This window comes from Roseburia inulinivorans DSM 16841 (assembly GCF_000174195.1).
GTDB classification, from domain to species: domain Bacteria; phylum Bacillota; class Clostridia; order Lachnospirales; family Lachnospiraceae; genus Roseburia; species Roseburia inulinivorans.
On sequence record NZ_ACFY01000031.1, the window covers coordinates 1 to 13,896 of the forward strand.

At 51.4% G+C, this 13,896-nt stretch carries 13 protein-coding genes; 5 read left to right on the top strand and 8 right to left on the bottom strand.

The window, feature by feature from the left end:
- Nucleotides 1–354 precede the first annotated feature (354 nt).
- The 4 genes from ROSEINA2194_RS02755 to ROSEINA2194_RS02775 all read left to right on the top strand — a co-directional run bounded on the left by ROSEINA2194_RS02755 (nucleotide 355) and on the right by ROSEINA2194_RS02775 (nucleotide 2,874).
- Nucleotides 355–777 carry an RNA polymerase sigma factor gene (locus tag ROSEINA2194_RS02755; protein WP_005928648.1) on the top strand — a complete coding sequence of 141 codons (423 nt, stop codon included), beginning with the start codon at nucleotides 355–357 and terminating at the stop codon, nucleotides 775–777.
- The gene (locus tag ROSEINA2194_RS02760; protein ID WP_005928652.1) at nucleotides 774–1,025 is read left to right on the top strand and encodes a helix-turn-helix domain-containing protein; all 252 of its coding nucleotides are present in this window, start codon (nucleotides 774–776) and stop codon (nucleotides 1,023–1,025) included. Before ROSEINA2194_RS02755 ends, ROSEINA2194_RS02760 begins: the two co-directional genes overlap by 4 nt.
- Nucleotides 1,026–1,440: 415 nt before the next feature.
- Nucleotides 1,441–1,677, top strand: coding sequence for a MerR family transcriptional regulator (locus ROSEINA2194_RS02770; RefSeq protein ID WP_005928655.1), 237 nt, complete (start codon nucleotides 1,441–1,443; stop codon nucleotides 1,675–1,677).
- Between the two features lie 3 nt (nucleotides 1,678–1,680).
- Entirely contained in the window at nucleotides 1,681–2,874 is a 1,194-nt protein-coding gene (locus tag ROSEINA2194_RS02775; RefSeq protein ID WP_007883129.1) for an Arm DNA-binding domain-containing protein, read from the top strand.
- 8 nt (nucleotides 2,875–2,882) lie between these two features.
- On the opposite strand, the gene ROSEINA2194_RS02780 is transcribed toward ROSEINA2194_RS02775, so the two are convergent.
- From ROSEINA2194_RS02780 to ROSEINA2194_RS02800, 5 genes are all read right to left on the bottom strand, one after another.
- Nucleotides 2,883–4,409, bottom strand: a complete 1,527-nt coding sequence (locus ROSEINA2194_RS02780; protein ID WP_044927031.1) for a recombinase family protein — start codon at nucleotides 4,407–4,409, stop codon at nucleotides 2,883–2,885.
- Complete coding sequence (locus ROSEINA2194_RS02785; RefSeq protein WP_007883135.1) at nucleotides 4,394–6,052, bottom strand: recombinase family protein; 1,659 nt, start codon at nucleotides 6,050–6,052, stop codon at nucleotides 4,394–4,396. The genes ROSEINA2194_RS02780 and ROSEINA2194_RS02785 overlap by 16 nt, the downstream gene beginning before the upstream one ends.
- 2 nt (nucleotides 6,053–6,054) lie before the next feature.
- A complete protein-coding gene (locus ROSEINA2194_RS02790) occupies nucleotides 6,055–7,689 on the bottom strand; it encodes a recombinase family protein (RefSeq protein ID WP_044927032.1) in 1,635 nt (544 codons plus the stop codon).
- A gap of 122 nt (nucleotides 7,690–7,811) precedes the next feature.
- The gene (locus ROSEINA2194_RS02795; protein WP_233105305.1) at nucleotides 7,812–8,036 is read right to left on the bottom strand and encodes a DUF6870 family protein; all 225 of its coding nucleotides are present in this window, start codon (nucleotides 8,034–8,036) and stop codon (nucleotides 7,812–7,814) included.
- Between the two features lie 581 nt (nucleotides 8,037–8,617).
- A complete protein-coding gene (locus tag ROSEINA2194_RS02800) occupies nucleotides 8,618–9,091 on the bottom strand; it encodes a sigma-70 family RNA polymerase sigma factor (protein ID WP_021633226.1) in 474 nt (157 codons plus the stop codon).
- A 453-nt stretch (nucleotides 9,092–9,544) separates the two neighbouring features.
- Here ROSEINA2194_RS02800 and ROSEINA2194_RS02810 point away from each other — a divergent pair, with 453 nt between their 5' ends.
- Nucleotides 9,545–9,862 carry a helix-turn-helix domain-containing protein gene (locus ROSEINA2194_RS02810; protein WP_007883145.1) on the top strand — a complete coding sequence of 106 codons (318 nt, stop codon included), beginning with the start codon at nucleotides 9,545–9,547 and terminating at the stop codon, nucleotides 9,860–9,862.
- Between the two features lie 117 nt (nucleotides 9,863–9,979).
- Here ROSEINA2194_RS02810 and ROSEINA2194_RS02815 read toward each other — a convergent pair whose 3' ends face one another.
- From ROSEINA2194_RS02815 to ROSEINA2194_RS02825, 3 genes are read right to left on the bottom strand one after another with little or no spacing between them, the layout of a single operon-like run.
- Nucleotides 9,980–10,348, bottom strand: coding sequence for a metal-dependent transcriptional regulator (locus ROSEINA2194_RS02815; protein ID WP_007883147.1), 369 nt, complete (start codon nucleotides 10,346–10,348; stop codon nucleotides 9,980–9,982).
- An 11-nt stretch (nucleotides 10,349–10,359) separates the two neighbouring features.
- On the bottom strand, nucleotides 10,360–12,108 hold the full coding sequence (locus ROSEINA2194_RS02820; protein ID WP_007883149.1) for an ABC transporter ATP-binding protein: 1,749 nt from the start codon (nucleotides 12,106–12,108) through the stop codon (nucleotides 10,360–10,362).
- Nucleotides 12,109–13,893: an ABC transporter ATP-binding protein gene (locus ROSEINA2194_RS02825; protein ID WP_007883150.1), complete on the bottom strand. Its 1,785-nt coding sequence runs from the start codon at nucleotides 13,891–13,893 to the stop codon at nucleotides 12,109–12,111. It abuts the gene before it with no gap.
- Nucleotides 13,894–13,896: the final 3 nt, after the last annotated feature.

Consider the following 13,896-nt stretch of genomic DNA (forward strand, 5'->3'; position numbering starts at 1 on the left):
TATCAGAAACCTACGACGACCCTAAACCATGTAAAAGACATGGCGGCTTTAGGAGGGAACCGCCATGAGCTATAAACTGTATCGACAAATTCTTACATTCTTTGACTTATCAAAAAAAGCCCGACCACCGCCGGGGACATTTCTACCCTTGAATATGAACTGTCAAATCATCTGAATACTTTTTACTATACTTATGCGCCTGTCCGGGCTTTTCGGACAGGCGCATTTTGCTTTTTCAAAAATTTTTTGAAAAAGTTTGCTCCCCAGTTGGCAAAATCTTTCGCGCGTCCGTCGAGGGTTTGCGAAAGGGGAGAAATAAACCTGCCCCCACCGGGTACGAAAGGGGGTGAGAATATGGAACCTAATCGCATTGAATGGCAGAAACGCTGCACATTCAACGGCTTTTGCAAAGCGGTATTGAGGAATGAAGCTATCGACGCTATCCGAGAAAGAAAGTATCGGAAAAAGCATGAAGTCACTTTTTCAGACCTGTCGCCACAGGAAGAAAATCAGCTTTACACTTGCGACAAGTATTTTGTAAATGATGAAGCTGAAAAATCTTTCTTTGTCGCTGGGAAAGAAATTACGGCGAAACAGCTTGCCGACGCGCTTCACTCTTTGCCGGAAGAAAAGCGTCAAGCTGTACTGTTGTATTACTTCTTTGATATGAAAGACGCAGAAATCGCGGAGCTGATGAAGATACCGCGCAGCACAGTACAATTTCGACGGACAAGCTCTTTTGAGCTGTTAAAAAGATTTTTGGAGGAAAGCCGATGAATGAACCGATTAGCAACAATCCCGACGAACGCGGCTTATTGCCTTACCCGGTTATTTTAGCCGCAACAAAGGGCGACCCCGAAGCAATGAAAATCGTTGTGCAGCACTACGCAAGCTACATAGCCTACCTGTCTACCCGTAAAGTGCGTGATGAATACGGCAATGTTTATTACGGCATAGACGAGGATATGCGCGACCGGCTGCAAGCGAAGCTCATGCGGGCTGTTCTGGACTATAAGATAGACTGACATAGTATGTGGACGTTCCCCTTTCCGTTCCACATATTCAGACTATCGCAGCACCTTGACAAAGAAAGCGGCGCAAGATAACGGCGACGCAGCATAGGGCAAATCAGATACATTCGATATATGGGGAGCCGTTGGGCTGATACGCGATGACCGAAAGGCGGGAGAAACACCGAGCGAGAACTATCAGCGTTCCATAGCAGACCTTGGCACGTCTGCCGCCACAATCCATATATCGGTATAATGATACTCCCCTACCGCCATAATCCGAGCGTTAGAAGCGTCGCAGGTAATGGGTAGGGCTGCATGAGAACCATGCAGGGGTGCAATTCCCGTGGAGCTTGCCGAAGCCGTCTGATTAAAGCCCACTTTTTGTAAATCTGACTTTTTAGCCATTTATGAAAGGGGGTATTTTCCTATGGCAAAAAAGGAAACTGCAAGCCCCGCTATCCCTGTATTCCCTATGTTAAAGACCGTTGAGCAAATGAGCAAAGTTAGCGGTATCGGGGAAAATAAACTGCGCGAGCTTATGGATAGCGGCGAGCTTGAATATATACAGAATGGAAACCGCCGATTGATAGCTGACGCTGCTATCTGGGACTGGTATCACAGAGCAAAGAAAACAGCGAAGCCCCCGGCACGACAGGGAGGTTAAGCTATGGCGGTATCATCAAGACAAGTTAAGAACAAACGCGACAGTAACGGCGTACTGACCGGGCGACCGGGTACAGTCTACGACGTGAATATAAAATACACCGCCCCGGACGGGAAAAAGAAGTCCTATGCGAAAAAGGGCTTTGCCACCAAAAAGGAAGCGACGCAGCACGAAGCGGAAATGAAAACGAAGCTCCAAAATCCGGGGCAAATTGCGTCAATCACTTCACAGCGGAAACAGACCGTCGCAAGCTACCTTAACGATTGGGTGGAAAGCTACGCAAGAGTGAACTTGCGCCCCTCTACCTATGACGGGTACAAAAAGACGATTGCAAACTATATCAATCCCTATATCGGCGGCGTTGCTCTCAATCAGCTTACCCCCGCTATGGTAGACAAGATGTTTCAGCAGATTATCGACAAAGGATTGAAACCGTCCACCGCTGCCGGGGCAAAACGTGTTTTAAGCGTGGCGTTGAGCCATGCCCGCAAATACCGCTATATCGAAACCAACGCGGCAAAGGACACGCTGACGAAGTTTGGAAAGAGCGACAAGACCCCCGACCCTTACACGCCGGAACAGGTAAAAGCCCTTATGCAGCGCGTCGAGGGTACAGTGTGGGAAATGCCCGTCATTTTAGGCGGGCTTTATGGTATGCGGCGTTCTGAAATCTTGGGCTTGCGTTGGCGCAATGTTGACTTGGAAAACAACACTTTTGATGTTTCCGAGCAGCTTCCCTTTAAGGTGCCGCCAAAAACAAAGGTTATCGAGGAAATGGCACCGCCGAAGTCCAACGGGCGCACGCTGCCGATTACAGAGCTTGCCCGCCCGTTCTTCCTAAAACAGTTTGCCATGCAGGAAGCACAGCGCGAACAGGCAGAAAAAGACGGGAAACCTTATTATGACAATGACCTTGTTGTAGCAAAGCCGGACGGTTCCCCTATCTCCGCGTCGTGGGTATCTTCACAGTTTGGAAAACTGCTTGAAGATTTGGATATGCCGCATATTCGCTTTCACGATTTACGCCACCCGTATGTCAAGCACACGACAAAAATTTTTAGCTTGCGCTTGATGGATTTTCAAGCGCAGGCTTATCCTGATGCTCGGCGAAAAACTCGCGGAGCTTGTCAGCTTCATCGGGGAGGACAAAGCCAAAGCCCTGTCCGTCCACTCTGCAATAGAAAGCGATTTTCATGACTGCCACCTCAATCGAAAATGTCTTGGATTTTATATGCGATCTCAATGCGCTTATCGGGGTACACCAGCACCCTGTCGATCAGCAGCTCGGCCAGCTCGGTGGTCAGCGTGTCCGCATCGAAAATCACCTTGGACGCTTCCTTGCGGCTGTCTTGCCGTGCCTGTTCGTCCTGCTTCTGTTTCGCCTGTGCCAATACTGCGGCATAGGCGTTTTTCGTTTTCAGCAGCAGCTCGTCACACGCGGCCTTTTCTGCCTTGTAGGTATTCAGGTCGATCTCGCCCATGAGATAGCGTTCATACAACGTGCGCTTGCCGTCTTGCAGCGTCTCAATCTGCTGCTCATATTCGGCGCGTTCCGGTACGGAAGCATCTACCCGGAGCGTACCGTCAGGGGCAAGCGGCGCGGTGGCTTCCATCTGCTTTTTCAGCGTCAGGAATACCGCCTGTTCCAGCTCCGCGGCGTTCAGGCGCATCTTGTGGCAGCGGCTTTCTACGTCCGCCTCGGAATGGCGGCAGTGATAATATGAGGTTTTCTGCATGGTGCGGGACAGCGCATGACCGCAGCAGCCACAGAAGGCTTTGCCTTTCAGCGGGTAGTCCCGCTTTTTCTTGTTTGGCTGGGAAAAGCGGAGCTGGCTGGCCTGCACGGTATCAAACACGGCTTTCTCTATGATGGCCGGGTGATGGTCGGGGATGATGTACCACGATTCTCTGTCCTTCAGGCGGCTTCTGGTGCCGCCTACTTCGAGAACCGCCCGCTTGCCGATCACATACACGCCGGTGTAGCGTTCGTCCTCCAAAATGCGGAGAATGGTGGATGCACTCCAAATCCCGTGGCAGCGGGAAATATCGTGGGTATGATTGCCGTGCGCCGCTTTGTACTGACCGGGGGTAGGGATGCTTCTGCGGAACAGCTCCCGTGTGATGGCGGTGGCGTTGATGCCCTCGGCGGCAAGCTGGAAGATGAGCTGCACAACGGCAGCGGCCTCCGGGTCAGGCTCCATTCTGCCATCGGCGCTTTTGCGATAGCCGTAGGGACAGATTTTGCTCTGATACTCGCCGCGCTGCATCTTGGCGTACTTGGCGCTCTTGGTCTTGATGGACATATCGCGACTGTAATATTCGCTGATGAGATACTTGAATGCTACGTCCATGCCGCCGGTGTCACCCTTGAATTTGCTGCTGTCAAAATCGTCGCTGATGGAAATGAAGCGGGTATGGAACAGCGGGAACACGCGCTCGATAAAGTAGCCGGTTTCAATGCTGTTTCGCCCGAAACGGGAAAAATCCTTGACAATGATGCAGTCGATTTGATTGGCCCGCACCAGCTCAATGAGCTTCTGTACCTGCGGACGCTCAAAATTTGTGCCGCTGTACCCGTTGTCGATGAACTCCATGATCTCCGCGTTCAGAGCTTCGGGCATGGAAGCCGCGTACTCGTGGAGAACAAGGCTCTGATTTTCAATGCTCAGACTGTCGTACTTGTAATCCTCAATGGAGAGGCGGATGTAGAGGGCAATTACATATTTCTGCATTGTTCCAGCACCTCCGCGTAGGTTTCAAACTCGCTCTGGAAGCGATAGCGCACCGTGATCTGCTTGTCGTGGGATACCTCGATGCGGTCGATCAGCCGCTCGATAAGTGCGCCGGTCAGCGCACGGTCGGTCTTGATTTGTGCGGCGTCCTGTTCCAACGCCCGGTGCTGCTCAAGCTGCGTATCCATCGTTCGCAGGCCGTCCTCCAACTGCTCCATTTCCACGGCGAGGTCGGCAATGCGGCTTTCGTACTTTTCCTTGTAGTCGAAGTATTCATCCTTGGTAAGAACACCTTGGACGAGGTTTTCATATAAGCTCCGCACGATACCGCGAAGCCGCTGGATTTCCTGCTTGCGGCTGGTGATCTTCTCCCGCAGCTCAGCGCGGTCAGCGGCCTGCCGGGGCAGCTCCGCAAGAGAGAGGGTGTATTGCCCCAGCGCCGTATCAAGCGCGTCCTGAAGCATATCTGCCAGCATATCCAGCAACGCATCCTCGCGGATGGTCACGCCGGGGCAGGCATCCTTTCTGATTCGGCTCTGGCTCAGACAATGGTAGAAGTACACATCGTCGGACTTCTTGCGAATGTTTCTCTGCCGGTGCAGGCTGCCGCCGCAATGGGCGCAGAATACCTTGCCTTTGAGAAGATTCGGCGTGAAGGCTTTGACCTCCCGCGCCTTGGCGCGGCTGGCGGTCTGATTGAGAATTTCCTGCACCGCCGCGAACTGTTCCCGGCTGATGATGGCCTCGTGGGTGTCCCGTACCACCGTCCATTCCTCGGCATCGGCCTTGACCTGCCGGTGATCCACGGTTTTGGTCTGCCCCTGAACGAGATCTCCGGTGTAGACCTCGGAGCGGAGAATGACGCCGACCGTTCGGGTCTGCCACTTGCCGCTGCCGAGCAAATTTTCGTGGGTGATCTTGCCCTGCATCTTCTTGTAGTGGCTGGGGGTAAGAATGCCTGCTTCATTCAGCCGCACGGCAATGGTATTCAGGCCAGCGCCCTCAGAAGCCCACCGGAACATCCGCTGTACCACAACGGCGGCAACGGGGTCGATGATAAGCTGGTGGCAATCGTCCTCCGCTTTCAGGTAGCCGTAGGGAGTACGCGCACCGATGAACTTGCCGTCCTTCATGGCCTGCCGCTGCTGCGCCCTGATCTTGCGCCCGATGTCCAAAGCGTAGGCTTCGTTTATCATGTTCCGCAGCGGAATGATGATACCGGAATGAGCGTCCTCCGGGGCGGCGGTGTCGAAGTTTTCATTGACCGCAATAAAGCGGATGTTGCGGATGCGGAAATACTGCTCGATGTAATAGCCGGTGTCAATGGTGTTTCGGCCCAAACGGGAGAGGTCTTTCACAATGACGCAGTTGACGTGACCGGCCTCAATATCCGAGAGCATCTGCTGAAAGCCCGGACGGTGGAAGTTTGTCCCGGTCGCGCCGTTGTCGATATAGGTATCGTATACGCTGATCTCCGGGTACTGCTCCAGATAGCGGGCAATAATCATCTGCTGGGTTTCAATGGATACGCTGTGCGTGTGGGTATCCTCCACAGAAAGGCGGACGTAGATCGCGGCGCGGCAAGCGGCGTCGGCCTCCTGCACGGCTACCGCAGCCGTTTCTTTCCTGCTTTTTCTCGCCATGCTCAGCCCACCTTTCTCTGTTCGTAATCTTTCTGCTGCGCTGCCAGCGCCAAAAGCTGCAACGCCTTTTTGTATTCGTCCTCATGGGTAAAGGTAATATCCAGCTCCTTTTTGCCACGGACGCGGATGCTCTGTACCATGTGAATGAGCGCCCTGCGGTCTAAGGTTTCCAGCGTGGAGAACTGCGTAAACTGCGAAATCCAGCGGTTGCGCTCACTCCGGTTTTCCAAAACCTCCGTGAGTTTTTCCTTGAGAACGCGGATGCTCTCGCGGATGTCCTCGGCCTGCTTGGTGTACTTTGCCTTATAGGAAGCGTATTCTTCCTTGGTAAGCATACCTCCCACAAGGCTCTCATAAAGCCGTGCCTTGAACTCCAGCACCTGCTCCAACCGGCGCTCGTTGTCGGTAATGTGGTCGCTGTATTCCTTGGCAAGCGCCTGATTGATGCTGGACTGGTCAATGCCGGTCAGCAGCGCCTCCAGAGAAGCAATATTGCCGATATAGGCTTTCAGGCTGTCCCGCACACAGTCGATCAGGCTGCTTTCTTTCAGCATGACCGGATGGGCGCAGCCCTTTTTCTTGCCGGTAGGACAATAATAGTAGTGGTACTCCTTGCCGTTCGCACGGTTGGTCTTGCGGGTCATGCGGCTTCCGCAGCACCCGCAGATCAGAATACCGGAGAACAGGTACACCGTGTCCTCGTTGGGAGAAGTGCGGGTATCCAGCCCCTTGATGCGCTGCACCAGATCAAAATCCTGACGGGCGATCAATGCTTCGTGGGCATCCGGGACACGCACCCACTCGGAGGCGGGGCGCTGCTCCATCTGCTTGATCTTGTAATGCGGCGTACCCTGTTTGCCCTGCACCAGCGTTCCGGTGTAGGTTTCGTCCTGCAAGATGCGGATGATGGTGGTGGCCGACCACTTGCAGTCAGCCTTGTCCGCATAGCCCTTTTTCGCGTAGGGCAGACCGTTGTTCTTCTTGTAAGCCAGCGGGGAGAGGATACCCAGCCGGTTCAGCTCTGATGCAATCTTGGAGGCGCTTGCGCCCTCCAGCCGCATACGGAAGATGTCGCAGACAACGCGGGCGGCGTAGGGGTCAGGGACGAGCAAATTCTTGTTGTCCTCGGCTTTCATGTAGCCGTACACCGGGAACGCACCGACGAAATCGCCGTTGCGCCGCTTCACGTCCAGAGAGGTGCGGGTCTTGATGGAAATGTCCCGGCAGTAGGCTTCGTTCATAATGTTCTTGACCGATACGGTCAGATCATCGCTGCTGTCGTGGGCGGTGTCGATGCTGTCGGTGATAGCGATGAAGCGCACCCCGTAGGCCGGGAATACCCGGCGCAGATACCGGCCAGTTTCGATGTACTCGCGCCCTAAGCGGGAGAGGTCTTTTACGATGACGCAGTTGATATTGCCATCGGTGACATCCTGCATCATTTCCTTGAACGCAGGGCGGTCAAAGATGATGCCGCTGTATCCATCGTCGATCTTTTCGGAAACGACCTCAATATCCGGGTTGCGCTCTACAAAGTTTTCAATGAGCTTGCGCTGATTGGAAACGCTGTCGCTTTCGCTGGAATGATCGTCGGTGTAGGACAGGCGGATATAAGCGGTTGCTTTGTATTTAGGCATGAAAAAGCACTCCTTTCTCCCGGACTGCTCCCGCATGAAAAGAGTGGTTATCTGGCTATTAGGTTTTCATCCTTTTCCACACCGATCATAGCACTCTCTGCGGAAAAAAGCGAGGATGTCGCTCAGCGCAAAATGCCTTGCAGACATTCCTCCAACGTAACACCGTTCCCGGCAAAGCAGGCGTTTACCACGAAATCGCCGCAGCGGAAGCGGTAGGGATTTTTGATCTGGCGGATAAAGGCGGCAATGCGTTCTTCCTTGGGAAGATTTTTGTCAACAGATACTTCCCGGATGTCCACCAGCTCATCCGTGTGGATTCGGGATTCGTTTGGCGTTGGCTGCATCATGGCGATCTCCTTTCTCGGTTTGGTGGGTTTCCTCAAGGTCACATGAATGCGCTGATGGGAAAGCCCGTCAGCGCATGGTATCTGACTTTGAGAGGCGGCTGCGCGGGCAGAATTGGAGCCACATAACATAATGGCGAATACCGGCGCAGCCGCTCTGCTTGTCCATTTGAGAAAATCTATCCTATTTGCCACGCGCCCCGGATAGTGGGCATGATGCAGGCCGCCCTTGGCAGGGCTGTCATAACTCCACGATACCGCTGCCTCAAAGGGCTGGCGCATACCGCAGGGTTCCCCCTCAAGTCTGTGGGAGGGCGTGAGCAAGTTTCATTATCCGCCGCGCTGTCATCGCGCCCGATTTGCCGAATCGGGTCTAAGGCTGCGTAGATCGCTCGGATGGCTTTTCCGGAATCGCCTCCTTGAAGCCATCGTCGTGGCGGCGCACCTTATGCCGCTATCACGCGGGTTTTGTGCCTGCATCATGGTCTATTCAGTTTTCAACGTTCAACGAAAGGCTTCGTGGAGAATGTCCCTTCACCTATCGCCGATTTTGGGCCACTTTTGCAAGGTGTTTTTGAAAAACCTCAGAAATATTTTTTGATTTTTCTGATTGCTGCTGTAATGTTGAGAGAAATAGCCTGATGCGACACGCCTTCGACTTTTCCAATCTCGTCAATCGTCATTCCATCCACGAAATACATCCACATCCTGCGGAACTGAGTGTCCGTCAGGTGCTTCCTGATTTGCGTAACCTTTTGGGTGCTACGGCGGATTTCCGCCACCCGGTCATGCGCCTGCTCCATGCAGACATCCGCAGCGGGAATAGATGCTGCTTCCTCGGAAAGCTCGTCCAGTGCAAGGGTATGATTAGCGTAGACATGATCCTCTTTCTCGGAAGCATGATAGTCTGCATCCGACAGGGACTTCCATTTCAGAAATTCTTCCTCGCTGGCAAAGTCCTCGCGGGTCAGGCGGATGATGGCTTCGTTGGCATCCATGTAAACGATAGCGTTGGGGTCTTTCTTGTTCAGCGCATAGCTGCTCTTTCTGTTAAACATAATATGTCCTCCGTTTCGGTGTTGGGTGGGTGGTGAACCAGACCAACACTGGCGGAGAACGACAGCCGACAGGAAAACGTAAAAAGGCGCTCGAACAGGCATGATGACCTGAACGAGCGCCTTGCGTGCGAGTGAAAACATGAGTAACGAATACTGTACCGGGAGGGGCTAAATCACGGATGAACCAAACCGCATAAAAAGAGAGCTGCAACTCGCTTTCGTGAGTGCAGCTCGTCTGGGGGATAGCCGCGTGCTTTTTGAAGTGGACGGCTAATCGGTGCTTATGCTTTTTTACATGACCGCGAGCGGCCTTAGCAGTATCTCCTGTTCATCCGTGACATCATAAAATTACCTCCAACTCGCTGAATGTGATTTGCGGCTCATTCAATGTGAGCTTCATGTGTATTTAAGTGAATTGAGGCTCACTCTACAATGTAGTAGAGGTGATTTACAATGAACTTCCTTGACCTGTTCGCCCAAAAGCTTCGCGAAAAGCGGGAGCAGAAAAAGATCACGCAGCGCGAATTAGCGGAACGGCTTAATATGTGTACCCGAACTGTCATTGAGATTGAAAAGTGCAAGAGCAATCCGAAATTTGAAACGGTTGCGCTGATCTCAGAAGAAATGGACATCAGTCTGGATGGAATCGTGTTCCACGATAGAGCGCCGCAGACCGTTGCCAAGTGCGTTCTTGATTACTTTGCAGGAAAGAGTGAAGAAGAGTCGCAACGGTACATAGACCTGTGCATGAGCGCAGATAAGCTGAAGTGATGTACAGGGGAAAACAAAAGGGCCGATGATTGTCTTTCATGTGGAGCAGCCAGTGGGCTTATATTTTCCCCACTGGCTGCTCTTGTCCGCACAGTTGGAACGACGGGCATTAGTATCCTATTTTTCCTGTTTGTGTGCATCCCGGATCTTTTCAAAGGTGTCCTGACTGATGGCGTGTTCAATCCGGCAAGCATCTCGCTCTGCAATTTCAGGGTCAACGCCAGCTGCGATAAATTGCTCTGTAAAGAACTGATGCCGCTCATAAATTTTTTCGGCAACATTCCGGCCTGCTTCGGTCAAATGCAAAACGTAATCACTATCTACCGTTAAAAAGCCCCCTTCACGCAAAGCCGACACCGCATAGCTTACGCTGGCTTTTGAAACTCCAACACGCCGTGCAACATCAATAGAGCGGACAGCACCGTGATTCTTTTGAAGAACCAGCACAGCCTCCAGATAATCCTCTCCGGACGCATGAATCTTCACTATTGTCTCCTTTATGCAAGGCTCCAGCTGGAGGACTTTTTACGGATATTTACAAAATCCTGATAAATCCCGGCTTTTGCTATAAGCTCGTCATGGGTTCCTTGTTCACTGATCCGTCCATCGGCAATCACCAAAATCTGATCAGCCTGACAGATGGTATTTAGGCGGTGAGCGATTACAAGCAGGGTCTTTCCCTTCACCAATTCGGAAATAGCCTCCTGAATATAGCTTTCATTGTCCGTATCTACACTTGCGGTAGCTTCATCCAAAATGACAATAGGCGCGTCTTTCAGAATACAGCGGGCAATCGAAATACGCTGTTTTTCGCCGCCGGAAAGTGTTGCACCGCCCTCACCAACCACCGTTTGGAATCCGTCGGGCAAAGCCATAATGAAATCATAGCAGCGGGCTTTTCTGGCAGCCTCATAGACTTCTTCTTCCGTGGCATCCGGCTTTCCCATGATGATATTGTTGTAAATGGTGTCCTGAAACAGATACACGCGCTGGAATACCATGCTGATCTGATCCATCAATTCCGACAGAGGTACATTGCGAATATCCACGCCCCTTATCGTCACATTGCCGGATTTTACATCCCAAAGTCGCGCCAGCAAGTTTGCAATGGTGGACTTACCGCTACCGGACGGTCCAACCAGCGCTGTCATAGAATTTTTCTTCATGGCAAAACTGATATGATGCAGAACCTCTTTATCCTGATAAGCAAATGTAACATCGTTGAACAGGACTTCCGGCTGTCCCGGCTGTGCCTGAGCCGGAATATGCTGCTTGCCGTTGTCGGAAAGTTCCGGTTCATCCAATACCGCTTCAATACGATCAAGGGCAGCGTTCATAACGGTTAGTCTGGATGCTTCTCCATAGAGAGCCTTCAACGGGCCAAAAAGATCAAATACAAATAGCAGAACACCCAACACATAAGCCAAAGAAAGCGCACCGCTCTGTTCCAACACAATAGACAGGCCAAAAATTGCTGCAATACCAATACCGTAAAGGATATTCAGCCCCATTGTCCACGGGGTCATTTTTCGTTCAAAGTCAAGCGATGTATTTCTGGAACGCTTGAAATTGCCGGACAGTTCTTCGGATTTTTCTCCAAGCAGGTTATAGCTCTTAATAACACCAATGCCCTCCACAAAAGACAGCACCGCATCGGTCAGCCGTTCACTCTGCTCCTGACGGCCTGCTGCTTCTCGTAGGGAAACTTTGTTCATTCCCTTAGATACCAGCCATGCCAAAATAGTAACTATCGCAGCGATCAAGCCAAGCTGCCAATTCAGATAAAACATGAACGCCAGCAAAACCAGCGAGGACAGCAGATAGCTCATCATGTTTCCCAGCGTACTCATAGCGACTTCTTCAATGAACACCATGTCGGTACTGAGGACAGAACTGATCTTGCCAATATTGCCGGAAGTGAAATATCCCATCGGAAGTTTCCGCAGATGGCCGCCCAATTCGATACGCTTGTCAGCAAACATCAAATATCCCGCTGCACTTTGCAGGCTGTCACTAAGATAATGGACGAGCATCTGAACCAGCACAATAGCGGCAAGGCCAAGTCCCACATAAAGGCAAGTCTGCCCGGTAATGGTCTTGTTTGCAAATCCACTCAAAACCACAAATGCCAGAAAAATCGGCATTTTGGACAGAATGGATTCCAGAAACGCACAAACAAATGCGCCCTGAATACGGCTCTTATAACGGCCGGAAAGTTTCAATATTCTTGAAAACAAAGCAAACATTTATTTCCCCTCCTTTGCAGTGTGTACTTTCCACTCGGCGCTGTCTTGTGCCGCTTTCCACAACTTTTGATATTCAGGGCAGGACTGGATCAGCTCTTGATGTCTGCCCGTTGCAACCAGTTTTCCGTGATCCATAACACAAATCTGATCTGCGTTCATAATGGCTGGTAATTTGTGTGCAATAACCACAAGGGTCTTACCTTTTACAAGCTCTGCAATAGCGGTCTCCATCTTTTCTTCGTTTTCAGGATCGGCATAGGCAGTTGCCTCGTCAAGCACCACAATAGGAGCATCCTTTAAGATTGCCCTTGCCAGAGAAATACGCTGGCGCTGACCGCCGGAGAGCATTTTTCCTGCATCACCAGCCATCGAATGAATACCCTGCGGAAGTTTCTCAAGGAACTCCATACACTGAGCTTTCTTTGCGGCCTCCACCACTTCTTCATCCGTTGCGTTCAGCCGACCAAGCCGAATGTTTTCGAGCAGAGAGGTATTGAACAGGTATTGATCCTGTGCCACATAGGAGATACGGCTGTTGAGTGCTTCAAGACTCATATCGCATAGTTTCTGCCCACCGATGGAAATACTGCCTTTCTGTGAGTCATAATAGTGAATCAGCAGTTTCGCTAATGTACTCTTGCCGGAGCCAGATTCACCAACAAGGGCTGTTTTCTGTCCAGCTTTTGCCGTAAAGGAAATGTCATGGAGAACTTCATCCTCAATTACAACAGGCTTTCCATCCGGGCCGGGCTGTGTGGTCTGATAAGCGAAAGAAACATGGTCATAAGTAATGGTGTCATCTTTCCCGTGGAACGCACCTTCTGTCTGCTGGAGCTCCGGCGCATCCAACACCTGCTCCAATGCAGAAATTTTATAGTTAAGCTGGGGCATGGTAGGCAGGAAACCGAGAGATTTCAGCAGCGGCATACCAATACTTAAAGAAAGACACAGTACCAAGATCAAATTAGGCAGAGTAGACCAGCCAGAGAGAACGAACCATGCGCCAACAGGCAAAGTCAGAATAATGGTGCATGGAAGCAGACTGCTGTAAATTGCCATCCACGGCCACGCCGCCTTGTACCACGCCAGAGTATAGTCCCGATAATCTGATACATCTTTGCGGAACCGCTCGTAGGAATCTGCGTCCTTATTGAATACCTTGACAACTTCCATACCGTTAATGTACTCAATAATGGTATTGTTCATCTTTTGTCCGGCCATGTAGTAAGGCCCCATTTTCTTCATGCCAACGGAATACATCGTCATCATGGCAATCAGACTGATCGGAATGGATGCCAGCGACAGAAGCGCCAGTTTCCAATCCACAAAGAACATTGCCACATAAACCGCAATAGGGATCATCAGGTTTGCAATTCCCTCCGGCATGGAGTGAGCCAGCAAAACTTCCAGACTGTCTACATCATCCACGAACAGCTTTTTGACTGTGCCGGTGCCTTTATCCTGAATGACACCAAGGGGCAGCTTTTCAAACCGTTTTTGAAGTGCCGTCCGCAGACGGAGCAGCGTGTCGTAAGCGGCTTTGTGAGAAAGATTCAGCCCCCAGCCATAGAAAAGGGCTTGCAGCACCAGACACACCAAGACAAGAACCACGCGCAAAATGATAAAGGATGCTTCAATAGATTCACCCATGACCAGCGGCGCGATCACCTGATAAGCCAGCACAAAAGGCAGGACGCCCATAAGAACGCTGACCAGTACGACAACCGTGGCCACATACATATTTTTCTTATATGGCCCTGCGTACTCAAAGATTTTTTTGAACATAAG